The organism is Streptomyces sp. 2-1, from assembly GCF_048564895.1.
Taxonomy (GTDB): Bacteria; Actinomycetota; Actinomycetes; order Streptomycetales; family Streptomycetaceae; genus Streptomyces; species Streptomyces phaeochromogenes.
The window spans coordinates 9,646,794-9,668,716 of the sequence record NZ_CP183383.1 but is presented as its reverse complement, the minus strand read 5'-3'; the positions used below and the strand labels follow the sequence as shown (position 1 = coordinate 9,668,716).

20 protein-coding genes, 1 tRNA gene, 1 pseudogene and 1 riboswitch are annotated in these 21,923 nt (G+C 70.9%); of the genes and pseudogenes, 9 read left to right on the top strand and 13 right to left on the bottom strand.

Annotation, left to right across the window (positions count from 1 at the left end):
• Nucleotides 1–96: 96 nt before the first annotated feature.
• Nucleotides 97–1,602 carry an NlpC/P60 family protein gene (locus tag ACN20J_RS42355; protein ID WP_419668038.1) on the bottom strand — a complete coding sequence of 502 codons (1,506 nt, stop codon included), beginning with the start codon at nucleotides 1,600–1,602 and terminating at the stop codon, nucleotides 97–99.
• A 95-nt stretch (nucleotides 1,603–1,697) separates the two neighbouring features.
• Nucleotides 1,698–1,870: riboswitch (cyclic di-AMP (ydaO/yuaA leader) on the bottom strand.
• 284 nt (nucleotides 1,871–2,154) lie between these two features.
• Nucleotides 2,155–2,894: pseudogene (locus ACN20J_RS42350) on the bottom strand (AfsR/SARP family transcriptional regulator).
• Nucleotides 2,895–3,309: 415 nt separating this feature from the next.
• Here ACN20J_RS42350 and ACN20J_RS42345 point away from each other — a divergent pair.
• Nucleotides 3,310–4,104, top strand: a complete 795-nt coding sequence (locus tag ACN20J_RS42345; RefSeq protein ID WP_419668037.1) for an SDR family NAD(P)-dependent oxidoreductase — start codon at nucleotides 3,310–3,312, stop codon at nucleotides 4,102–4,104.
• 67 nt (nucleotides 4,105–4,171) lie between these two features.
• Here ACN20J_RS42345 and ACN20J_RS42340 read toward each other — a convergent pair.
• Nucleotides 4,172–4,245 (bottom strand) — tRNA-Pro (locus ACN20J_RS42340).
• Nucleotides 4,246–4,346: 101 nt separating this feature from the next.
• On the opposite strand from ACN20J_RS42340, the gene ACN20J_RS42335 reads away from it, so the two are divergent.
• The 3 genes from ACN20J_RS42335 to ACN20J_RS42325 all read left to right on the top strand — a co-directional run bounded on the left by ACN20J_RS42335 (nucleotide 4,347) and on the right by ACN20J_RS42325 (nucleotide 8,038).
• Nucleotides 4,347–4,859 carry a DUF309 domain-containing protein gene (locus tag ACN20J_RS42335; protein ID WP_419668036.1) on the top strand — a complete coding sequence of 171 codons (513 nt, stop codon included), beginning with the start codon at nucleotides 4,347–4,349 and terminating at the stop codon, nucleotides 4,857–4,859.
• An 80-nt stretch (nucleotides 4,860–4,939) separates the two neighbouring features.
• Complete coding sequence (gene cobF / locus ACN20J_RS42330) at nucleotides 4,940–5,710, top strand: precorrin-6A synthase (deacetylating) (protein ID WP_361890953.1); 771 nt, start codon at nucleotides 4,940–4,942, stop codon at nucleotides 5,708–5,710.
• Nucleotides 5,711–5,899: 189 nt separating this feature from the next.
• The gene (locus ACN20J_RS42325; RefSeq protein ID WP_419668035.1) at nucleotides 5,900–8,038 is read left to right on the top strand and encodes an MDR family MFS transporter; all 2,139 of its coding nucleotides are present in this window, start codon (nucleotides 5,900–5,902) and stop codon (nucleotides 8,036–8,038) included.
• Between the two features lie 33 nt (nucleotides 8,039–8,071).
• Here the strand turns inward: ACN20J_RS42325 and ACN20J_RS42320 are convergent, their stop codons facing one another.
• From ACN20J_RS42320 to ACN20J_RS42310, 3 genes are all read right to left on the bottom strand, one after another.
• Nucleotides 8,072–8,830 carry a cobalt-precorrin-6A reductase gene (locus tag ACN20J_RS42320; RefSeq protein ID WP_419668034.1) on the bottom strand — a complete coding sequence of 253 codons (759 nt, stop codon included), beginning with the start codon at nucleotides 8,828–8,830 and terminating at the stop codon, nucleotides 8,072–8,074.
• Nucleotides 8,831–8,898: 68 nt separating this feature from the next.
• On the bottom strand, nucleotides 8,899–10,734 hold the full coding sequence (locus ACN20J_RS42315) for a glycoside hydrolase family 15 protein (protein ID WP_419668033.1): 1,836 nt from the start codon (nucleotides 10,732–10,734) through the stop codon (nucleotides 8,899–8,901).
• A gap of 130 nt (nucleotides 10,735–10,864) precedes the next feature.
• On the bottom strand, nucleotides 10,865–11,638 hold the full coding sequence (locus ACN20J_RS42310; RefSeq protein ID WP_419668032.1) for a sulfite exporter TauE/SafE family protein: 774 nt from the start codon (nucleotides 11,636–11,638) through the stop codon (nucleotides 10,865–10,867).
• 152 nt (nucleotides 11,639–11,790) lie between these two features.
• Between ACN20J_RS42310 and ACN20J_RS42305 the strand changes: the two genes are divergently transcribed.
• From ACN20J_RS42305 to ACN20J_RS42285, 5 genes are all read left to right on the top strand, one after another.
• A complete protein-coding gene (locus ACN20J_RS42305) occupies nucleotides 11,791–12,600 on the top strand; it encodes an alpha/beta hydrolase (RefSeq protein ID WP_189839433.1) in 810 nt (269 codons plus the stop codon).
• A 67-nt stretch (nucleotides 12,601–12,667) separates the two neighbouring features.
• Nucleotides 12,668–12,946 carry a WhiB family transcriptional regulator gene (locus ACN20J_RS42300; RefSeq protein WP_189839434.1) on the top strand — a complete coding sequence of 93 codons (279 nt, stop codon included), beginning with the start codon at nucleotides 12,668–12,670 and terminating at the stop codon, nucleotides 12,944–12,946.
• On the top strand, nucleotides 12,943–13,425 hold the full coding sequence (locus ACN20J_RS42295) for a Dps family protein (protein ID WP_189839435.1): 483 nt from the start codon (nucleotides 12,943–12,945) through the stop codon (nucleotides 13,423–13,425). The genes ACN20J_RS42300 and ACN20J_RS42295 overlap by 4 nt, the downstream gene beginning before the upstream one ends.
• A gap of 114 nt (nucleotides 13,426–13,539) precedes the next feature.
• On the top strand, nucleotides 13,540–13,890 hold the full coding sequence (locus ACN20J_RS42290; protein ID WP_189839436.1) for a DUF3140 domain-containing protein: 351 nt from the start codon (nucleotides 13,540–13,542) through the stop codon (nucleotides 13,888–13,890).
• Between the two features lie 98 nt (nucleotides 13,891–13,988).
• On the top strand, nucleotides 13,989–14,804 hold the full coding sequence (locus tag ACN20J_RS42285) for an SAM-dependent methyltransferase (RefSeq protein ID WP_189839437.1): 816 nt from the start codon (nucleotides 13,989–13,991) through the stop codon (nucleotides 14,802–14,804).
• A 40-nt stretch (nucleotides 14,805–14,844) separates the two neighbouring features.
• Here ACN20J_RS42285 and ACN20J_RS42280 read toward each other — a convergent pair whose 3' ends face one another.
• From ACN20J_RS42280 to ACN20J_RS42250, 7 genes are read right to left on the bottom strand one after another with little or no spacing between them, the layout of a single operon-like run.
• Nucleotides 14,845–15,534, bottom strand: coding sequence for an SDR family NAD(P)-dependent oxidoreductase (locus ACN20J_RS42280; RefSeq protein WP_189839438.1), 690 nt, complete (start codon nucleotides 15,532–15,534; stop codon nucleotides 14,845–14,847).
• 31 nt (nucleotides 15,535–15,565) lie between these two features.
• Nucleotides 15,566–16,489, bottom strand: a complete 924-nt coding sequence (locus ACN20J_RS42275) for a cupin domain-containing protein (protein ID WP_419668031.1) — start codon at nucleotides 16,487–16,489, stop codon at nucleotides 15,566–15,568.
• Nucleotides 16,486–17,844 carry an amidohydrolase family protein gene (locus ACN20J_RS42270; RefSeq protein ID WP_189839440.1) on the bottom strand — a complete coding sequence of 453 codons (1,359 nt, stop codon included), beginning with the start codon at nucleotides 17,842–17,844 and terminating at the stop codon, nucleotides 16,486–16,488. Before ACN20J_RS42270 ends, ACN20J_RS42275 begins: the two co-directional genes overlap by 4 nt.
• A 29-nt stretch (nucleotides 17,845–17,873) precedes the next feature.
• Nucleotides 17,874–18,854, bottom strand: coding sequence for an alpha-ketoacid dehydrogenase subunit beta (locus tag ACN20J_RS42265; protein ID WP_189839441.1), 981 nt, complete (start codon nucleotides 18,852–18,854; stop codon nucleotides 17,874–17,876).
• Nucleotides 18,842–19,855 carry a thiamine pyrophosphate-dependent dehydrogenase E1 component subunit alpha gene (locus tag ACN20J_RS42260; protein ID WP_189839442.1) on the bottom strand — a complete coding sequence of 338 codons (1,014 nt, stop codon included), beginning with the start codon at nucleotides 19,853–19,855 and terminating at the stop codon, nucleotides 18,842–18,844. The genes ACN20J_RS42265 and ACN20J_RS42260 overlap by 13 nt, the downstream gene beginning before the upstream one ends.
• Nucleotides 19,852–21,189, bottom strand: a complete 1,338-nt coding sequence (locus tag ACN20J_RS42255; RefSeq protein ID WP_190227509.1) for a M24 family metallopeptidase — start codon at nucleotides 21,187–21,189, stop codon at nucleotides 19,852–19,854. The genes ACN20J_RS42260 and ACN20J_RS42255 overlap by 4 nt, the downstream gene beginning before the upstream one ends.
• Before the next feature lie 47 nt (nucleotides 21,190–21,236).
• The gene (locus ACN20J_RS42250; protein ID WP_189839444.1) at nucleotides 21,237–21,887 is read right to left on the bottom strand and encodes a helix-turn-helix domain-containing protein; all 651 of its coding nucleotides are present in this window, start codon (nucleotides 21,885–21,887) and stop codon (nucleotides 21,237–21,239) included.
• Between the last annotated feature and the right edge of the window lie 36 nt (nucleotides 21,888–21,923).

Below are 21,923 nucleotides of genomic sequence, written 5' to 3'. Positions count from 1 at the left end.
CGGACCGCCGTCTCCGGAACGAGACGATCAGGGGCCGTATCGGGCGGCGCCTCGTGCGCGCAGCGATACGGCCCCTGGGTCGGATACGACTCCGGGTCAGGCGGGCCGGATCACGCTGTGGATCGCCGACTCGCCGGCCCAGTGGATCGACTCCTCGCGGATGGCCGCCCCCGGGCTCGGCGCGTGGACCATCATGCCGTTGCCGCTGTAGATGCCGACATGGCCGACCTGCCCCTGGAAGAGGACCAGGTCGCCGAGACGGATGTCGGAGAGGGGGACCGCCATACCGGCGACCGCCTGATCGTTCACATTGCGCGGGAGTGCGACCCCCGCCGCCTTCCAGGCCGCCTGGGTGAGGCTGGAGCAGTCGTACGAGCCCGGCCCCATCGCTCCCCACACACAGGGCTTGCCGATCTGCTCCCGGGCGAAGTCGACCGCTGTCGCCGCCTTTCCGCCGTATCCGGGGGTCGCTCCGGCGTATCCCGGGGTCGACCCGCCGCTGTATGCCGGGGCCGCGACGCCGTAGCCGGGGTTCGAAGCGCCGTACCCCGGGTTCGCAGCTCCGTCCGAACCGATGGGCATGCCCGTGCCGATCGGCGTACGGGTGTCGATGGGCGGAGCCATACCGAACGACAGGTCCGGGCCCATGGGCAGGTCCATGCCGATGGACGGAGAAGGGGCCAGGACCGGAGCCGGAGCGATTGACGGAACCGGTACCGGAGCTGGAACCGGAGCAGCGGGCAGACCCATGCCGAACGTCAGGTCCGGGCCGCCCAGGGCGTCGACGGCCGGTTCCATGCCGAAACCGGCCGACTGAGGCTGTAGTTGGGACTGCGCCTGCGGCTGCCACCATTCAGGCTCGGCCTGGCGGTAGCCCTGCCCCTCGGTGGTGGCCCAGACGGTCTCCGCCGGAGGGGGTTCGATGGCCGCCACCGGCGCGCTCCGCCGGGCGGTGTGTGCGGAGAGCAGTTCACGGGCCTTCGCGAGCTTGCTCTGGTTCCGCTGCTTGGAGGTCTTCAACGACTGCCGCGGATCGGCGGCGATCGCGGGCAGGATCGCGGTGGCCTCCTGGCGCGCCTGCGGCACGGCAGGCAGCGCGGCGATGGGCCCCGCGGTCAACTCCGCCACGGGCCGGGCGGTCGAAGCGGCACCGGGTCCGGCGGTCAGCTCCAGGAGGGGTTTACTCGGCGCTTCCAGCGCACGGCCACCCGACCCCTCGGGCTTCCGGTCCTCCGAACGGCCACCGGGGCTCTTGGGCCGCGTCGCGTCCTGGCCGCGGTCCGGCATTCTGTCGGGCGGCAGCACGGCGGGGATGAGGGGCCCCAGCTGCGAACGCCCCACGTCGAACCACTGCTTGGCACGGTCGTTCAGAGCGGGGGCAGGGGCGGCAACCGTGTCGGCGCGCCCACGCCCGGTGTCGGGTCCGGGCGTCACACGCTCGCGCGTGCGCCCCGAACTCATCGCCCGGGTCGCGTTGTAGTTCCCGCTGACGGTCTCTGCCTGGTCGTAGAGGCTGCTGATCCTCTGCTGGACCTCTTCGCGACTCGGCTTGTCGTCCTCTCTCGCGGGCGAGGAGCCGCCGGCCGAGGAGTAGAGGTCCACTGAGGTGGCGGCCGCCGTCGCGAGGGCGGGCCGGGGTATACCCGGGAGGTTGCTGCCTCCGGGGCGCGGGGTTCGTTCCGGCGCGATGGGAGCCGTACTCCTTCCGTGCTCCGCCTACCGAGTTAGCTGTCGGGTTCGGGCGAGGAATCCGGAAGGTATGCCCTACGGCCCTTGCCCTGTCGGGCGGTTGGGCCGATTCACCCCAAAGTTCGGTTGGGTCCCCGGTTCCGGTCGCCGCGTGGGCCACCGGATTCGGCGGAGGCCGCGCGACCCGGCGAGGTTCACCGGAGGGAGTCGTGCGTCCTGTCCGTCAACTTAGCCAACATGTGCACCTCGTGTGAAGATTGAAGTGCGAAGTGTCCGATATATAACTGTGACCTTCGTCGTATCGGGTCGAGACATCACCGGACTTCAGCGACTTCTCACAGTTCGCCGCTCCCGCCGCTCCCGCCATTACTCCGGCAAGAGGGCGAAGGCAGCGTTCCTTCCGGGCTGCTCGGGTGACGGGTACCGGCTGTCCCGGGGACAGCCGGTACCCGTCACCCACTCAGTTCACCGGCGGTACGCGCGGCAGTGGACGGCACGCTCCACCACGGCGGCCATGGCCTGCTGGCCCCGGGCGTTGGGGTGCGCGGGCGCGGCCGGAGCTGCCGCGACCAGGGGTTCGATCCAGCGCTCGGGTGGCCGGATCGGATTGCCCTCGCCGGGTGCCGGCCGGACATCCGTGCGCGTCGAGGTCATGCGGTACGACGTGGAGGCCGGCCCCTGCAGGGACGGCTCGTGGCGGATGATCGCGGCGTGCAGGGAGCGCAGTTCCAGTGAGGGGACAACACCGAGCTCGGACTTCAGCAGCCGTCGGCCCGTTTCGTAGACCTCCAGGGCTTCCGTGAACCGCCCGCAGCGGTAGAGCGCGAGCATGAGACGGGTCCGGGACCGCTCGCGGAGCGGTGCGAGGGACACCAGGGCCGACCGACTTCGAGGCCCGCGGTGGCGACGTCCTCCAGAGCGCCCAGCCGCAGATCCTCGAGGCGGGTCCGCTCGGTTTCGAAGACCCGCCCCTCCAGGCCGTCCAGGGCGCGGCCACTCCACATCGACAGTCCCAGCCGCAGGTTGCTCTCGGCCTTCTCGTACTCCTCGGCCGCCAGGTGCTCGCGGCCTTCCCGGACCGCGGCCTCGAAGACGGGCACATCGACCTCGTCCTCCGGTCCCAGGACGATCCGGTACCCGCCGTGGCCGAACAGCAGACGACCGTCCTCGCCCCGCGCAGCGAAGGCCGCGCGCAGCTTGGCCATCTGGACCTGAAGCGCGCCGACCGGGTTCTTGGTCTCGCGCTCCGCCCACAACTCGTCGACGAGGGTGTCGCGCTGCACGACCGCCCCGTGGGCGAGCAGCAGCCGTCCCACGATCGCCCGGGACACGGCGCCGGGAGGGACGACCGCGCCGTTGGCATTCACCAGCTCCAGGCGGCCGAGCAGTCGAAATCGCATGACCGCCATCCTGCCGTGGCCGGCCGAATGCCCCGAAGGGCCTGTCGGCGCGTCGCGGGGGCAGGAGCCGGCCCGGGTGTCACTCGTGGCCGAGTGGGCATACGCAGCCGAGGTCGTGCCCGTCGGCGTCGGCCGGAGTGGCGGGGCGATCCCCCTGCCGCCAGGCTGACGGCAGACGTACCGGCACGGACGGACAGCAGCGCAAGGGGACTGGTTCCACATGCAGATCGATCTGACGGGCCGCACCGCCCTGGTGACGGGCTCGACGCAGGGCATCGGCGCGGCGATCGCCGCCGGACTCGCGCGCTCCGGTGCCCAAGTGGGGGTGAACGGCCGAAACGAGAAGCGGGTCGCGGAGGGCGTGGAGCGGCTGGCGGCGGAGGTGCCTGGTGCGGACTTCGTCCCGGTGGCCGCCGACGTGGCGACCGAGGAGGGCGCGCAGAGCGTCCTGGAGACGCTGCCGGACGTGGACATCCTCGTCAACAACCTCGGCATCTTCGGCTCCGCCGACCCGCTGGAGATCAGCGACGAGGAGTGGCGGCGCTATTTCGAGGTGAACGTGCTGGCCGCGGTGCGGCTGATCCGTATGTACCTGCCGGGCATGACGGAGCGCGGCTGGGGCCGGATCCAGAACATCGCCAGCGACTCGGCGGTCGTCATCCCGGCCGAGATGATCCACTACGGCATGTCCAAGACCGCGCTCCTCGCCGTCGGCCGCGGCTTCGCGAAGCAGGCGGCGGGCACGGGGGTGACGGTCAACTCGGTCATCGCCGGCCCCACCCACACCGGCGGCGTCGAGGACTTCGTCTACGAACTCGTCGACCGCGACCTGCCCTGGGACGAGGCACAGCGCGAGTTCATGCGGAAGCACCGGCCGCAGTCCCTCCTGCAACGGCTGATCGAGCCCGAGGAGATCGCCCACATGGTCGTCTACCTCAGCTCCGACCAGGCGTCGGCCACGACGGGCGGAGCGCTGCGCGTCGACGGGGGTTACATCGACTCGATCCTGCCCTGACGGCGAAATGATCAAGGGGCGGTTTCGGATTCCTCCGAAACCGCCCCTGACCTACGACTCGTACGAGTCGGGACGACAGGATTTGAACCTGCGACCCCTTGACCCCCAGTCAAGTGCGCTACCAAGCTGCGCCACGTCCCGATGCGCTTCGCCGCGGCAGAACCACGTGATCGCGCAGACAGAACACTACCCCACCCCCGGTGCTGCTTCGAAGGTGGCGTGGGGCGAGGGACAATCGCCGAATGACCAGTGCTTCTGACGACGGGCGGGACCGGGACGCCGAGGGACGGGCGCGCAACGCGCGGCCCCGGGACGGACTCGGGCGGCCCCTGCCGTACGGGACCGACGGGGTGGAGCGACAGCCCGAAGGGGTGGTGCGCGCGCCCGAGGAGACGGTCACGGAGGCGCAGGCGCTGCTGACGGCGGGCAAACCGTTCCACGCGCACGAGGTCTTCGAGGACGCGTGGAAGTCGGGCCCCGACGAGGAGCGGGCCCTGTGGCGCGGGCTCGCCCAGCTCGCGGTGGGGCTCACGCACGCGGCCCGGGGGAACGTGACGGGCGGGGCGCGGCTGCTGCGGCGGGGCGCCGGGGCGGTCGAGCAGTGGGCGGCGGAGAGCGGGCGGTCGCGGCCGTACGGGCTGGACCTGGTCGGACTGGCCGCGTGGGCGCGGGAGTTGGCGGACACGGTGGAGAAGGACGGGGCGGCCGTGGACGCGGAGGTGCGGGCGCCGCGGCTGCGGGGCGGCGGGGCCTGACGGCGGCTCGGGGCCGGGGGCCGGACGCCTCCGCCGGACGCGGTGACGGGACTGTCGGTGGCGTGGGGCAGACTCGGGGCGTGCGAAAGATTCATGTCATCGGCATCGGGGCGGGCGATCCCGACCAACTGACCCTGCAGGCGGTCAAGGCGCTGAGGAGCACGGACGTGTTCTTCATCCTCGACAAGGGCGAGGCCAAGTCGGACCTCGTCCAGCTGCGCCGTGACATTCTCGACGCGCATCTGCCGGACGGCACGTACCGCCTGGTCGAGGCGCGCGACCCGGAGCGGGACCGGGCCGCCGGGGGCGCGGGCTACTCCCCCGCCGTCGGGGACTGGCGCAGTGCCCGTGCCGACATCTACGAGCGGCTGATCACCGAGGAGCTGGGCGAGGACGAGAGCGGGGCGTTCCTCGTCTGGGGCGACCCCTCCTTGTACGACAGCACGCTGGGGATCCTGGAGGAGATCCTCGACCGGGGCGCGGTCTCCTTCGAACACGACGTGGTGCCGGGCATCAGCAGCGTCTCGGCGCTGGTCGCCCGCCACCGCACCGGGCTCAACCGCGTGGCCCGGCCCGTGCAGATCACCACGGGCCGCCGGCTCGCCCAGGGCTTCCCCGAGGACGTCGACGACGTGGTGGTCATGCTCGACGCGCACCAGGCCTTCCAGCGGTACGCCGACCAGGACATCGACATCTACTGGGGTGCCTACATCGGCACGCCCGACGAGATCCTGGCCTCCGGCCCCCTCGCGGAAACGGCCCCGCGCATCGCCGAACTGCGCGAGCGGGCCCGCGACCGCAAGGGCTGGATCATGGACACGTACCTGCTGCGCCGACGCCCGCGGGACTAGGGCCGTTCCGGCGGATCATGCCGCAGACGCGGGGTCCGGCAGCGCCCCGAAGGGGCGCGGGGAACTGCGCGCCCAGCCACGGCGCACCCGCAGCCGACGCACCGGACTTCCCGCGGTGGGACGCCGAGCCACCCCACCGCTGCCCCGAACCACCGCGGCAGCGCCCCGCACCCGTGCGGACTGCCCCGCATGCAGGCGCCACCACCCGGTGTGAAGCTGACGGATGTGACGACCACCGACGCCACCGAGCCGCCGTCCGCCGGCGAGGCGGCCCCCGCCCAGCCGCCCGTGCTGGACAAGCGCCGACGCAACATCGTCTTCGTGACGATCATGCTCGGAATGCTGCTGGCGGCACTGGACCAGACGATCGTGGGCACGGCCCTGCCGACGATCGTGTCGGACCTCGGCGGTGCGGAGCACATGTCGTGGGTGGTCACCGCTTATCTGCTGGCGGAGACCGTCGCGACGGTGCTGGTCGGCAAGTTCGGAGACCTGTTCGGCCGCAAGGTGGTCTTCCAGGCGTCGGCGATCATCTTCATCACCGGCTCGTTCCTCTGCGGCCTCGCCTCGAACATGATGCTGCTGATCGTCTGGCGGGGCGTGCAGGGCATCGGCGCGGGCGGTCTGATGGTCACCGCGATGGCGCTGATCGCCGATGTGATCCCGCTGCGCGAGCGCGGCAAGTACCAGGGCGCCATCGGTGCCGTCTTCGGTGTCGCCACCGTCATCGGCCCGCTGCTCGGCGGCCTCTTCACCGACCACCTCACCTGGCGCTGGTGCTTCTACGTCAACGTCCCGATCGCGATCCTCGTCGTCGTGGCCGCGGCCCGCACGATCCCGGTGGTGAAGTCGCCCTCCCGCCCGGTCATCGACTATCTGGGCATCGCCTTCGTGGCCGTCGGCGCCAGCGCCCTGATCCTGGCGACCAGCTGGGGCGGCAACGAGTACGCCTGGAGCTCGCCGGTCATCATCGGCCTCTTCGCGGGCGGTGTCGTCGCCCTCGCGGTGTTCTGCTGGGTGGAGACCCGCGCGGACCAGCCCATGCTGCCGATGCGGCTCTTCGGCAACCCCGTCTTCACGGTCTGCTCGATCCTCAGCTTCATCGTGGGCTTCGCGATGCTCGGCGCGCTGACGTTCCTGCCGACGTTCCTGCAGTACGTGGACGGCGACTCGGCCACGGTCTCCGGCGTGCGCACCCTGCCCATGGTCATCGGGCTGCTCATCGCGTCGGTGTTCAGCGGCAACGTCGTCAGCAAGACCGGCCACTACCGCGTCTTCCCCATCGTCGGGTCCCTGGTCATGGGCGTCGGCCTGTATCTGCTCTCCCTGATGGGCCCGGGCACCAGCGCCTGGCTCGCGTCGTTCTACATGTTCGTCCTGGGCACCGGGATCGGTCTGTGCATGCAGGTGCTCACCATCGCCGTACAGAACACCGTCGAGTACACCGACCTGGGCACCGCGACGTCCGGCGTGACCTTCTTCCGTACGCTGGGCAGTTCGTTCGGCACCGCGGTGTTCGGCACCATCTACACGAACACGCTGGCGCCGCAGCTCAGGGACGGTGTCGCGGAGGCGGCCAGGACGAGCGGGACCGACCCCGCGGCCCTCATGAAGGCCGCGACCAGCCCCGAGGGACTGCACGAACTGCCGTCGGCGACCGCCGCGCCCATCGTGGAGGCGTACGCCGACACGCTCCAGTCCGTCTTCCTGTGGACCGTGCCGGTGACGCTGATCGGTTTCGTGGTCGCCCTGTTCCTCAAGCAGGTGGAGCTGCGCGACAGCGCCCGGATGGGGTCCACGGACCTCGGCGAGGGCTTCGGCACCCCCTCCTCGGCCGACAACCAGCGGCGTCTGGAGGCCGTGGTCGGAAAGATCATCGGCGGCACGAGTCCCGACGCCATGCGCCGGCTCGTCACCGAGTCCGACACCCGTCTCGACATCGCGGGCGCCTGGGCCGTGATGCAGGTCGAGCTGTTCACCCGGATGGTCGGCCACGCGAACCTCAGCCTGATCGCCGCCCGCCGCCGCATGCCCCCGGAGGTCCTGGTCCCGGTCTTCCAGCGCATGGTCGAGGAGGGCTACCTCTCGCGCCACGGCACCCTCTTCACCCACACCGAGGCGGGTGACCGCGAGGCCCACATCATCGGCGAGGCCCTGTCCACCGCGCTCGCCGAACGCGTCGAGCAGGACATCGGCCGCCCCTCCGGCGCGGATCTCCGCGCCGCCGTGGACACCATCGCCAAGCGTCTCCTGGTCGAGGACCTGACCAACGACATCCTCACGGAGAACCGTCCCAAGTCCCTGGCGGCGGCCACGGAGGAGACCTGACGAGCACGCCCGCGAGCCGTCCGGCCCCACCTCCTACCCGGCTCCCTGCCCCACCCCGAAGCCCAGCCGGGCCAGCACCGACGCCACGTCCGGTTCGGCTCGTACCCCCTCCGGGAGGGGCGGGCGGTGTACGACCACGACCGGCAGCCCCAGTTCCCGGGCGGCCGTCAGTTTGGCCGAGGTGGCCGAGCCGCCGCTGTCCTTGGTGACCAGGACGTCGATGCGACGGTCGCGCAGGAGGGCCGTTTCGGACTCCACCGTGAAGGGGCCGCGCGCCAGCAGGACGTCCGTGTGGCGCGGCATCGGCGGCTCGGGGGGTTCCACCGAGCGTACGAGGTAGTGCAGTTCGGGCTCCCGGGCGAAGGCCGCGAGGCCCAGGCGGCCCGTCGTGAGGAAGACCCGCCGGCCCAGGGGCGGGAGCAGGGCGGCGGCTTCGGCGAGGGAGGCCGCCGGGTGCCAGCGGTCGCCGGGGACGGGGGTCCAGCCCGGGCGGCGCAGGACGACGGCCGGGACTCCGGTGGCCGCCGCGGCCCGTGCCGCGTTCTCGGTGATGCCCGTCGCGAAGGGGTGCGTGGCGTCGACGACGGCGTCCACCTGCTCGGTACGCAGCCACTGCGCGAGGCCCTCCGCCCCGCCGAATCCCCCGACTCGTACGTCCCCGTCCAGGGCCCCGGGCCGGGACACGCGGCCCGCGAGCGACGTGGTCACGCGCACGCCGGGGCGGGCCACGAGCGACGCGGCCAGTTCACGCGCCTCGGTGGTCCCGCCGAGGACCAGGACATGCGGGGACATGGCATCGAGCGTACGGGCCCGGACTCCGGTCGCCGATCCGCGTATCCGTCCACCGGCCTCGGCCGCTGTCAGCCCAGGGCCCGGTCCAGGTTGAACGCCGCGCTGATCAGGGAGAGATGGGTGAAGGCCTGCGGGAAGTTGCCCTGCTGTTCGCCGGTGTGGCTGATCTCCTCGGCGTACAGGCCGAGGTGGTTGGCGTAGGTGAGCATCTTCTCGAAGGCCAGCCGTGCCTCGTCGAGCCGTCCGGCCCGGGTCAGGGCCTCGACGTACCAGAAGGAGCAGATCGAGAAGGTGCCCTCCTCGCCGCGCAGGCCGTCGGGGCTCGCGTTCGGGTCGTAGCGGTAGACCAGCGAGTCGGAGACCAGGTCCTCGGTGAGCGCGTCGAGGGTGGAGAGCCACTTCGGGTCGGTCGGCGAGATGAACTTGGCCAGGGGCATCATCAGCACCGCGGCGTCCAGGACGTCGTCGTCCTCGTGCTGGACGAACGCCTGGCGCGCCGGTGACCAGCAGCGTTTCATGATCCGCCGGTAGATCGTGTCGCGGGCGTCGCGCCAGCGCACGATGTCCGCGGGCAGGCCCCGGCGAGTCGCCAGCCGTATGGCCCGCTCGATCGCCACCCAGCACATGAGCCGGGAGTAGAGGAAGTTCTTACGGCCGCCGCGGGTCTCCCAGACGCCCTCGTCGGGCTGGTCCCAGTGTTCGCAGACCCAGTCGACCAGTCCGCAGATGTTGTCCCACTGGTCGCTGGAGATCGGCTGGGCCCACTTGTCGTAGAGGTAGACCGAGTCGATGAGCGCCCCGTAGATGTCGAGCTGGAGCTGGTCCGAGGCCGCGTTGCCGACCCGGACGGGGGAGGAGCCCTGGTAGCCCTCCAGGTGGGACAGTTCCCGCTCGGGCAGGTCGGTGCGGCCGTCGATGCCGTACATGATCTGCAGCGGGCCCCCGGGGTGGCCGTCGCCCGGGGTGATGTGCCTGGCCGCGAAGGCCATGAAGGACTCGGCCTCGCTGGTGAAACCCAGCCTCAGCAGCGCGTACACGCAGAAGGCGGCGTCGCGCACCCACACGTACCGGTAGTCCCAGTTGCGCTCGCCGCCGAGCTGTTCGGGCAGGCTGGTCGTAGCCGCGGCCACGATCGCGCCGGTCGGCGCGTAGGTGAGCAGTTTGAGGGTGAGCGCGGAGCGGTGCACCATCTCCCGCCACCGGCCGCGGTACTGGGAGGCGGTCAGCCAGTGCCGCCAGAAGGCCACCGTGGAGTTGAACAGCGCCTCGGCCTCGGCGCGCGGGCAGCGGCGGGGCTGGATGGCACCGCTGACCTGGTCGAGGGCGAACACCGCGGACTCGCCCTCCTGGAGCTTGAAGTCCACGCGCGCGTCGACCCCGTCGCATTCGAGCGGCTCCGTGGCGGTCAGCGCGAGGGCCAGGTTCTCGGACTCGAAGATCACCATGTCGTCGTGCAGCCGTGCGGTGTGCGGCTGGGCTCCGTACTCGAACCGGGGGGCCACGCGCGCGCGGAAGGGGATCGAGCCGCGTACGCACAGCACGCGGCGGATGAGCCGGTGCCGGTCCGCCTCGGTCTCGTCGCCGTCCACCGGCATGAAGTCCTGTATCTCACCCACTCCGTCCTCGGTGAAGAACCGGGTGACCAGGACGTTCGTGTCGGGGAAGTAGAACTGCTTGGTCCGGGCCGGCACGGCGGCCGCCAGCTCGAAGGAGCCGCCCCGCTCGGCGTCGAGGATCGAGGCGAAGACGCTGGGGGCGTCGAAGGACGGACAGCAGTACCAGTCGATCGTGCCGTTCGTGCCCACCAGGGCCACGCTGCGCAGATCGCCGATCAGGCCGTGCTCGGCGATCGGCAGATAACGGGCGGATGCCGGTGGATCCTCGTGACCGGACGCCTCGGACATGGCCGCAGCCTCCCTGCCCCGGGAACACACTGTTGACGCCTCCAGCCTAGGTCCGGCCGGACGGGGACGCCACGGAATCGGCGTACTAGGCGACCGCGCGCGCCGGGCGACGGGCGACGGCTGACGGGGCTCAGCGCAGGAGCAGCTGTGCTCCGCCCACCACCGTCGCCGCGATCACCAGCTGCTCGAAGAGTCGCTGATTGATCCGGTTCACGGCCCATTTCCCGATGAACGCCCCTGGTACGACGAAGGCGGCGAGGGCCGCGTCCAGCAGCAGCGAGTTGCCGTCGATCAGGCCGAGGCCGACGCTGAAGGGGACCTTGGAGACGTTGACGATCAGGAAGAAGAAGGCGGAGGTCCCCAGGAAGCCGAGCTTCCGGAAGCCCGCGGAGAGCAGGTACATCGACATCACCGGGCCGCCGGCGTTGGCGACCATCGTGGTGAATCCGCCCAGCACGCCGTACGAACGGGCCTTGACGCGGCCGGTCCGCGTGGCCAGTGACTCGGGTTCCTCCTCCGCCTCGGCCCTGCGTCGGCGCCAGATGGTGACCCCGGCCATCAGCAGCAGGATCGCGCCGATCGACGTCCGTACGACCTGGTCGTCGGCCCACATCAGGAACACCGTGCCGACGATCACTCCCGCGGCGACCGCGGGGAACAGTTTCCAGAGCGTGGGCCAGTGCGCGTGCCGCCGGTAGGTGAGCACGGCGAGCACGTCACCGACGATGAGGATCGGCAGCAGGACTCCGGTCGACGCCCGCGCGGGCAGGACGGCCGCGAAAATGGCGAGACTGACGGTGTTGGCTCCGCTGACGGCTGTCTTGGAGAAGCCGACGAGCAGGGCCGCGGCGGCGAGTGCGGCGAACTCCCACAGGGATATGTGCCAGAGCGTCATCGTGTTCATGCGGGGACCGATGCTATGCCCACGTATCCGGTCGCGTCAGGACCGTCTCGACAGGTGGCCCCTGCCTCCGACACCGGCCGCGCGCTATGGACCGCTCCCCCGCCTCCTGGAAAGATCGCCCCCGACCCTTCGCCGACGCCGATGGAGGACCCATGGCCGACTCCCGCGAGCACACCCTCACGGGCACCCGGGGCACGATCACCGCACGCGAGTGGCCACGGGAACGGCCTCGGTACGTGGCACTGCTGGTGCACGGCTACGGGGAGCACATCGGCCGGTACGAGTACGTGGCCGACGTCTTGCACAGGCACGGCGCGGCCGTGTTCGGCCCCGACCACATGGGGCACGGGAAGTCGGCGGGCGAGCGGGTGCTGGTCGAGGACTTCGAGGACGTGGTGTGCGACGTCAACGCCGTGGAGCGGCTGGCCCGGGCCGCCCACCCGGACGTGCCGGTCGTGCTGATCGGCCACTCCATGGGCGGCCTCATCGCCGCACGACACGCCCAGCGGTACGGGGACGGCCTGGCCGCGCTCGTCCTCTCCGGGCCGGTCATCGGCAGCTGGGACCTGCTGCCCCAGCTGCTCGCGCTCGATCCGCTACCCGACATCCCCATCGACCCGACGACGCTCTCGCGCGACCCGTCGGTCGGTGCGGCGTACGCGGCGGATCCGCTGGTCTGGCACGGGCCGTTCAAGCGCCCCACCCTGGAGGCCTTCGTACGCACTCTGGAGACCATCGCCAAGAGCGGTGACGTGGGTGCGCTGCCGTTGCTCTGGCTGCACGGGGACGACGACCGGATCGTGCCGCTGCCCGCCAGCCGCGGGGGCATCGAGGAGCTGCGCGGGGCCGACTGGTCCGAGCGTGTGTACGCGGGCGCTCAGCACGAGGTGTTCAACGAGACGAACAAGGACACGGTCCTCGCGGACGTGACCGCCTTCGTGGACCGGGTGCTCGCCGGCTGAGGGCGACGGGCCGCGTGTCTTCGGAATCGGGTGTTTTCGCTGATCCGCCCTGGGCACCCGCCCCCGCATGGAGTGGTTGCGGCGAGCGGCCTGCGCGGAGGAGGACCCAGAACTGTTCTTCCCCGTGGGTTCGGTCGGCCCCGCACGGCACGACATCGCCGCCGCCAAGCGCGTCTGCGCCCGTTGTCCGGTGACCGGCCAGTGCCTCGCGTGGGCGCTCTCCACCGGACAGACCTCCGGTGTGTGGGGCGGCACGGGCGAGGAGGAGCGCGCCGCACTGCTCCGCATGGTCCGCCGTCGGCAAACGTCGCGAACATCGAAAACCTCAAGGAGAAACGCACTATGACCGTGGTGAAGAGCACCCTGTCCGAGTCTGCTCGTCAGGTCGTCGGGGAGGCCCTGCAGGGCACGCTGGTGGATCTGCTCGGGCTCTCACTCATCGGCAAGCAGGCCCACTGGAACATTGTGGGCCCGCGGTTCCGATCGATCCATCTGCAGCTCGACGAGGTCGTCGACACGGCCCGTACGTACGCCGACACCGTGGCCGAGCGCGCGGCGACGCTCGGTGTGCCGCCGGACGGCCGGCCCGAGACCGTCGCGGCGACGGCCGCCCCGCAGGGCCCGAAGGAGGGCTGGGTCCAGGACACCGAGGTCGTCGGCGTGCTCGTCGAGGCGCTGGAGGCGACAATAGGACTGCTGCGGGAGCGGATCACCGCGACCGCCGAGCCCGACCCCGTCACCCAGGACCTGCTGATCGGTCTGACGGCGGAGCTGGAGAAGCACCGCTGGATGTTCCAGGCCGAGGACTGGCCGCGGCGCGCCTGAGGCCGCGGGCGTGCGTACGCGGCGCCGCGAGAAGCGCCCGCACGACACACGCACAGGCCACGCGGGCCACGCAGGCAGGGGCAAGCGCACGACCGAAAGGGGAAGGGGTACGTCATGACCGACGCCCTCGAACTCGACGCGCTGTGGGACGAGTTCCACCGCGCGGTGAACATGACCTCGCAGGAGCTGGCCGCGTGGCTGCGGGTGAGCGACGCCTCCGAGGAGACGGGACCGTTGCCGGAGCACGCGGGTTCGCCCACCGGTGAGCATGTGCTGGCCATCCTCCAGAAGCGCCGCACCGATCTCACCGACGACGACCTCGACGTGATGTACGAGGTCGTGGACGCCGTCACGGCCGAGACGGACGCCGGGAGCGAACCGTTGGCCGGTCCGGGGGCCGAGGAGACACAGCGCCGGCATCGGCTGATGGCGTTGGGCCACGACCCGCTCAAACCGCCTTCCTAGAGCGGGACTTCCCCCTCGCAGGGCCCGGCAAAGGCATTCGAAGATCCGGTGACCGGTGGCACACTGCTCGCACACATCGATGAGCAGAGGAGCGCCGTATGACGGGGCCAGAGCCTTCCGCGCACCGGATCGACACCAGCAGACCGCATCCCGCACGGGTGTACGACTGGCTCATCGGCGGCAAGGACAACTACCCGGTCGACGAGCAACTGGGCCTTCAAATGCTGGCGTTGGAGCCCCACGCCAGGCACTCCGCGCTCAACAACCGCTGGTTCATGCACCGCGCCACGCGGTGGCTGGTCCAGGAGGCGGGCATCCGTCAGTTCCTCGACATCGGTGCGGGGATCCCGACGGAGCCCAACCTCCACCAGTTGGCGCAGGCCGCGGCGCCCGACGCGCGGATCGTGTACGTCGACAACGACCCCATCGTGCTGGCCCACGCCGCGGCTCTGCTGCACGGCACTCCCGAAGGGGTGACGGAGTACATCCAGGCGGATGCGCGCGACACGGGCAAGGTCCTGGAACAGGCGAGGGCCGTCCTCGACTTCGACCGGCCCATCGCGCTGTCGCTGGTCGCGCTGCTGCACTTCGTCGCCGACGAGGACGGGGCGTACGACCTGGTGGGCAGCCTGGTCGAGGCGCTGCCGCCCGGCAGTTGTGTCGTGCTGTCGATGATCACCGGGGACTACGATCCGGAGAACATGGACCGGGCCGTGCGGTCGTACGCGGCGGGCGGCGTCACACTCGTGGCCCGTTCGCACGCCGAAGTGACCCGCTTCTTCACGGGACTTGAACTGGTCGAGCCGGGGGTCGTCCCCCTGCCGGAGTGGCATCCGGAACTCGCGGCGGGCGAGCGGCTCAAGGGCGAGGCGCCGGTGCCGCTGTACGCGGGTGTGGGGTTCAAGACCTCCTGAGGCTGAGCCGGCGGACCCCCGGTGCCGGGGCCACGCTCGCTCATCGCAGCAACCACCCCCCGTCCACACCGAGGTTGACACCGTTGACCGCTTCGTTGCGCAGCAGGAAGTCCACCGCGTCCACGACGTCCCGCATGCGCGCGAGCCGTCCCGTGGGCGTCTGGGTGCGGTAGTTCTCCAGTACCTCCGGGGGCTTGCCCGCCCAGAAGGGGCTGTCGCCGACGATGCCCGGGTGGACGGCGTTGACGCGGATCGGGGCGAGTTCGCTCGCGAGGGTGCGCACCAGGCCCGTGACGCCCGCGTTCACCGTGGCGACGGTCGTGGCGCCCGGGTAGGGCCGTTCCTTGGCCTGCCCGCCGAAGATCACTACGGCGCTCGCCCCGCTCATCCGGGGCAGCAGCGTGTGGACCACCTCGGTGTAGCCGACGAGCTTGAGGGTGACCAGGTGCAGCGCGGCGTCGATGTCATAGTCGGTGACGGTGTTCTGGTCGCGGGAGATGCCCGCGAGGACGAGGTGGTCGACTCTTTCGACGCCCGCCAGGGCGCCCGCGATCTCGCGCGGTCGGGACAGGTCGAGGGCCAGCCCGTGCGCGCCGATCTCCTTGGCAGCCGTGTCGGCGCGGTGGGCGTCGCGGCCGGTGAGTACGACCTCGTCGCCGCGTTCCACGCGGGTGCGGGCGAACTCTCGGCCGATGCCGGCCGTACCGCCGATGACGACAACACTGCTCATGGCCTTGGCCTCTCCCCCGGCACGTCACGGCTCACGGCTTCTTCTCCCCTTCTTCCGCCCCCCGCACGTCGCGCAGATGGTCCCAGTCGCGGGCGAACCGGTATGAGTGGCGCGACGGTGGCTGCGGTGCCTGGGTCTCCAGCCAACGCACCGGTCCCGTACCGGCGTTGGTGAAGCTGTGGACGCAACCGGCGCCCGCCCAGGCGGCGTCGCCCACGCCGAGGCGGTACTGCCGGCCGTCGAAGGCGGCGTCCACCGTTCCCTCGACGATCAGATACGTCTCCTCGAAGGGGTGGTCGTGCGCGCCCGCGACGCCGTCGGCCGCGTACTGCACCATGAACATCGTCGAGGCCACCGCGCCCAGGTCGGCGTCCACCATCATCTTCACGGTGATCCCGCTGTAGACGAGCAGCGCGGTGCGCATGCTGGCCGACACGGCGAGGAGGTCCTGGGACTGCTTGCCGGGGTCCATCTGGGCGGCCTCGAAGTGGCCGAACGAGCGGGTGCGCGGGTCGCGGACGTCGATCCGGACCGGCTCGCGGAACGACTCGCGGTCCGGCAGTGCGGGCACCGCCCGGGTGTCGTGTCCGTAGCGCGCCCTCGGCACCGGTGCGAGCATGTCCGCCCAGCGCGCGGCGGTGTCCCCGGCCCCGCGCCAGGCGTGCGGCACGCCCGTCGGCAGCAGCCCGTAGTCCCCTTCTTCGAGGAGGTACGAGCCCTCGGGCGTATCGAGGATCACCGTCCCGGAGAGCAGGTGGAAGGACTCCTCGTACGAGTGGACGTGCGCCCCGATGGCCCCGTCCGGCGTCAGTTCGCAGACGCCGAAGCCCGTGTGCACGGAGCCGTCCTCCTCGGCGACCACGGTCCGCCGTGTGAATCCCGTGCTCCCGTACGACAGTTGGGGCGGGGCGACGAACGTGGCGTCCGCCGCCCGCCGGATCACGTGGTGCGTCATGCCTGCTGCTTCCCGCGTGCCTCGACCGCTGCCGCGAGGCGGTCGCGGGACTCCTCGACCAGGCGCCGCGCCCGCCCGACGTCGGCGAGCAGCCTGCCGTCGCGCTTGCGGACGACGCCGTCGACGATGACGGTCTCGACGTTGGACACGTCCGCGCTCAGCGTCACGGCGGCCACCGGGTCGATGAGCGGCGCGACGTTGAGCGCGGTCGCGTCGATCGCGACGACGTCGGCGCGCTTGCCGGGGGTCAGTGAACCGGTGCGGTGTTCAAGTCCCGCGACATGGGCGCCGTTGACCGTCGCGATCTCCAGCATCTGACGTGCCGTCAACATCGTTTCGGGTACGGGGATGTCGGCCTGCCAGCAGTCGGCGTTCACCCGTGCCCGTTCGGCGCCGAAGGCCGCGCGGATCTGGGTGAACATGTCGCCGGGCACGGTGGTGACCACGTCGATGCTCAGGGACGGCCGCAGCCCATGCTCGATGGCCTTCGCCACGGGCGGCCAGCCGTGCCCCATCTGCAGCTCCACCTGCGGCGCGACGGAGACCGTGCCGCCGCTGTCGGCGACCATCCGCCACTCCTCCTCGCTGAAGTAGCAGCAGTGCACATAGGTGGTGTCGGAGCCGAGCAGCCCGAGCTCGTGCAGTTGCTTGACCATCCCGAAGCGGCCGGCCAGCCGTCCCATGCCTACGTGCACGGTGATGGGGATGCCCAGTTCACGTGCGAGGCGCCATTCGGCCTCGACGACGTCGTTGATGCAGAAGCCGGGGCCCCGGGTGGCGAGGCCCATGGTCAACAGCCCGTCGTCCGAGGCGAAGTGACGGTCCCTCACCCTGCGTACGTCGTCCCCGGGAATCGAGATCTTGCTCTCGTACCAGTAGTCGGCGAGCGAGGTGTTGGCGCTGCCGTACGCGTACTGGGCGCGGATGCCGGTCTCGCCGAGTGCCTGGACCGCGGCGTCCGGGTGCTCGGGCGTGTTGTTGATGTGGGACCAGTCGACGAGGGTGGTGATCCCGGCGTTCAGGCACTCCAGCGAGCCGGCCAGGTTTCCCGCGTACACGTCCTCGGGTGTGTAGACGGGCGCGAAGGTGTCGAGGACCTCCACGAAGTAGTCGTCGAGGGTGGCGTTGGGCGCGCAGCCGCGGATGGGCGCCTCCCAGGTGTGGCGGTGGGTGTCGACGAAGCCGGGCACGAGGATGCGGCCCGTCATGTCGAGCACCTCGGCGTCCGCGCTGATGTCGCGGTCGACCGCCACGATCTTCCCGTCCTCGATGAGGACGTCACCGCCGGGCAGGTCCCCGATGTCGGGGTCCATCGAGATCACATGGCCCGAGCGCAGGAGCATCCGATTCGTCATCGCCCTACTCGCCTCTCTCCTTGCCGAGTTCAGTACGCGGTGAGGTCGCGGACCTTGGTCACGACCTTGTCGACGGTGGGGATCACCTGCTCCTCGAGCGCGTCCGCGAAGGGCAGGGGCACACATTCGGCGGCGACCCGGCGCACGGGCGCGTCGAGGAGGCCGAACCCCTCGTCGGCGACGACCGACACGAGCGTGCCGCCCCAGCCGCCCTGGTACGGGTTCTCCTCGACGGTCACGAGCCGCGAGGTCCTCGCGAGGGAGCCGAGCACGGTCCGGGTGTCGAGCGGCACCAGGCAGCGCAGGTCGATCACCTCCGCCTCGATGCCCTCCTCGGCCAGCCGTTCGGCGGCGGTGAGCGCCACCGGAACCATCGAGGCGAGGGCCACGAGCGTGATGTCGGCGCCCTCTCGCACGACGGCCGCCCGCCCCAGTTCGACGACGTGGTCCGGCGGTGCGGGCGCTCCCTTGGTCGCGAGGAGTCCCTTGTGCTCAAAGAAGACCACGGGGTCGTCGCTGCGGATGGCGGCCGCCATCATGCCGACCACGTCGGCGGGTGTGGCCGGTGCCGCGATCTTCAGCCCGGGGACGGTCAGCGCCCAGTTCTCGGTAGCCTGCGAGTGCTGCGCGCCGAAGCCGAGTCCACCGCCGTTGGCGGTGCGCACCACGAGCGGGACGGTGACCTGACCGCCCGTCATGTACCGCACCTTGGGTATCTCGTTGGCGAGGTAGTCCCAGCAACAGGCAAGAAAATCGGAGAACATGATCTCGGCGACGGGTCGCATCCCGGTCATCGCGGCGCCCATCGCGGCTCCGACGATGGCCTGTTCGGAGATCGGCGTGTCCCACACCCGCCCGGACCCGAACTCCTCGTGCAGCCCGGCGGTCGTCTTGAACACCCCGCCCGCCGCGCCGATGTCCTCGCCCAGGCACACCACCGTCGGATCGCGCCGCATCTCCCGCGCGATGCCCTCGGCGACCGCCTGCCGGTAGGTGATCACGTCCGCCACGCCGCACCTCCGTCGGCCCACACGTCGGTCAGCGCCTCCCGGGGATCGGGCGCGGGTGCGCTCTTTGCGGCCTCAATTGCCGCCTGTACGAGGCCGGTTGCACGCTCGTCGGCCTCGGTGACCGTGTCGGCGGGCACCCCGAGTTCGGCGAGCCGGCCGCGTGCCACGTCCAGCGGGTCGTGCTTGAGCCAGCGCTCGACCTCCTCCGCCGGGCGGTACGTCGCCGGGTCGGCGCGGCTGTGGCCGAAGTGCCGGTAGGTCTGCGCCTCCAGCAGGCTGGGCCCGTCTCCTGCCCGGGCCCGACCCGCGAGCCGGGTCACCGCCTCCTGGACGGCGACCACGTCGTTGCCGTCGACGATCTCGCCGGGGATGCCGTAGGCGGGCGCCCGGTCTGCGGCGGGGTTGGCCACCGCGGTCACGTCGGCGATCGGGGTGTACTCCATGTAGAGGTTGTTCTCGCAGACGAACAGCACGGGCAGCTTCCACACGGCGGCGAGGTTGAGTGCCTCGTGGAAGGCTCCGATGTTGGTCGCGCCGTCGCCGAAGAAGGCCACGGCGATCTGTTCGGTGCCCCGCAGCCGGGCCGACCAGGCTGCGCCGACCGCTATCGGGAGATGGGCGCCGACGATCGCGTACGAACCGAGCATGTTCCGCGAGGCCTTGGTCAGGTGCATCGAGCCGCCCTTGGCCCCGCAGAGTCCGGTGGCGCGGCTCATGAGTTCGGCGAGGCACTCCTCGGGGGTCGCACCACGGGCCAGGGCGTGGTGGTGGCCGCGGTAGGTGGCGAAGACGTAGTCGTCGTCGCGCAGGGCCGCGCTCGCGCCGACGGCGATGGCCTCGTGCCCGGCGGCGAGATGAGTGGTTCCCTTGACGAGGCCGGACATGAACAGGTCGTGGGCGGCCTTCTCCGTACGCCGGATGACGGCCATCTGCTCGTACAGCGCGAGGAGTTGGGCCGCGTCCGGGCCTGCCGCCTCCTCCCGCTGGAGGGCGTCCGTCATCGTTCCCCCCGACCCTCGCGGGTGTTGAGGTGGGACTGGGACTCGCGCCGGGTGTTGAGCTCGCCGCCTACGGTCCAGTACTTGCGGCCCGCGACGAGGAGTTCCTCGGCGGGGAACTTCGTGATCACCTCGCACCCGTCGGCCGTGACGACGAGCTCCTCCTCGATGCGCGCAGCCGACCAGCCGTCCGCCGCCGGCCAATAGGTTTCAAGGGCGAACACCATGCCCTCTTCGAGAACCTCGGGATGGTCGAGCGAGACGAGGCGGCTGAAGATCGGCTTCTCCCAGATGGACAGGCCCACCCCGTGCCCGTACTGGAGCGCGAAGGCGGCCGTCTCGTCCGGGAAGCCGAACTCCTCGGCGCGCGGCCAGACTTGGACGATGTCGGCGGTCGTGGCACCGGGCCGGACCAGGGAGATGGCCTCGTCCATATAGGCGCGGCAGCGGATGTACGCGTCGCGCTGGGCGGGCGAGGCACTGCCGACGGCGAACGTGCGGTAGTAGCAGGTGCGGTAGCCGAGGTGGCTGTGCAGGATGTCGAAGAAGGCGGGGTCGCCGGGGCGGATCAGCCGATCGCTGTAGACGTGCGGATGCGGTGAACAGCGCTCGCCCGAGATGGCGTTGACGCCTTCGACGTACTCGCTGCCGAGGTCGTAGAGGACCTTGCTGACGAGTCCGACGCACTCGTTCTCGCGGATGCCGGGCCGCAGGTGGGCGTACAGCTCCTCGTAGGCAGCGTCGACCATCGAGCAGGCCTGGGTGAGGAGGGAGATCTCGTCGGGTGTCTTGACGCGGCGGGCCTCAAGGAAGACCTGCTGGCCGTCGACGACGTCGATGCCCTGTTCCTTGAGGGCGTGCAGGACGGGCATCTCGGCGAGGTCGACGCCCAACGGCTCGCCCGCCAGGCCGTGTTCACGAAGTTCCGCCGCCACCTTCGCCGCGACGTCCGCGCCGATGCCGGCGTCCGGGTGGAAGGCACCGCGGAGGGTGGAGATGCCGGCGCGGGCGCCGGTGGGCGGGCCTTCCTTGCCGTCGCTGTAGTCGAGCCAGGGGTTGTAGAGCTGGTGGTGGCGGGCGGCCGAGCCGAAGTCCCAGACGATCGGTTCGCCGCCGCGGACGAGCAGCGCGAAGCGGATCAGTTTGTCCATCGCCCAGGTGCCGATGTGGGTGGACGACATGTAGCGGATGTTGGCGAAGTCGAAGCTGAGCAGCGCCCCCAGCTCGGAGCGGTTCAGTGCCTCGTGGAGCCGGGCCAGCCGCTGCCTCCGCAGCCGGTCGAGGTCGATGCGCTGTTCCCAGTCGACGGCGTTCGGTCCGAATGTGCGGATTGCCATGACGACCACCACCCTCATTCGGAGTGAACGACCGTCCGGGGAAAGTGTCAACCCATACTGAACACGAACCAGACGCCGACAGCGGGTTCGCTGCCATCGTTGCGATAGCGGTGCGGGGTCGTCGACTCGAAGCAGACGGCGTCGCCGGGCCGGATCACATGCTCCTCGAAGCCGAGGGTGAGGACGAGTTCGCCGGAGGTCAGATAGCCGTACTCCGTCCCGGGGTGCCGCATCAGGCCTCCCGCGCTGGAGGAGGTACCGCCAGGTCGGTAGGTCACGCGCAGGAAGTCGACGTCCGCTCCCGGAACATGGCCGAGACGCTCCCAGATCACTCCCGAATCGAGCTCAAGCACCTCCCGTTCACCGCTTCCGACCAGGGGTCCGATCCTGCGGCCGGGGTCGGCGGCGAAGGCGGCGAGGGCGTGCAGCACGGTGTCGGGGGGCGCACCCACGGCCGCGGGCGCCGGGGTCCGGGCGGTCTCCCCCTCCGCGTCGAAGAGCGACTCGACCGGGATGGAGAGCGCGGTGGTGATCGCGTACAGCGTGCTCACCGAGGGCTGGCTCTTGCCGGTCTCGATCTGGGAGATCAGGCTCGCGGAGACCCCGATCTCCCGCGCGAGGCCGCGCAGGCTCATCCCCCGCGCCGTACGCGCCTGCCGGATGCGCGCACCGACGGGCGGCACGACCACAGGGGACACGGACGGCTCCTTCCGCAGATACGTTCACACTCATTG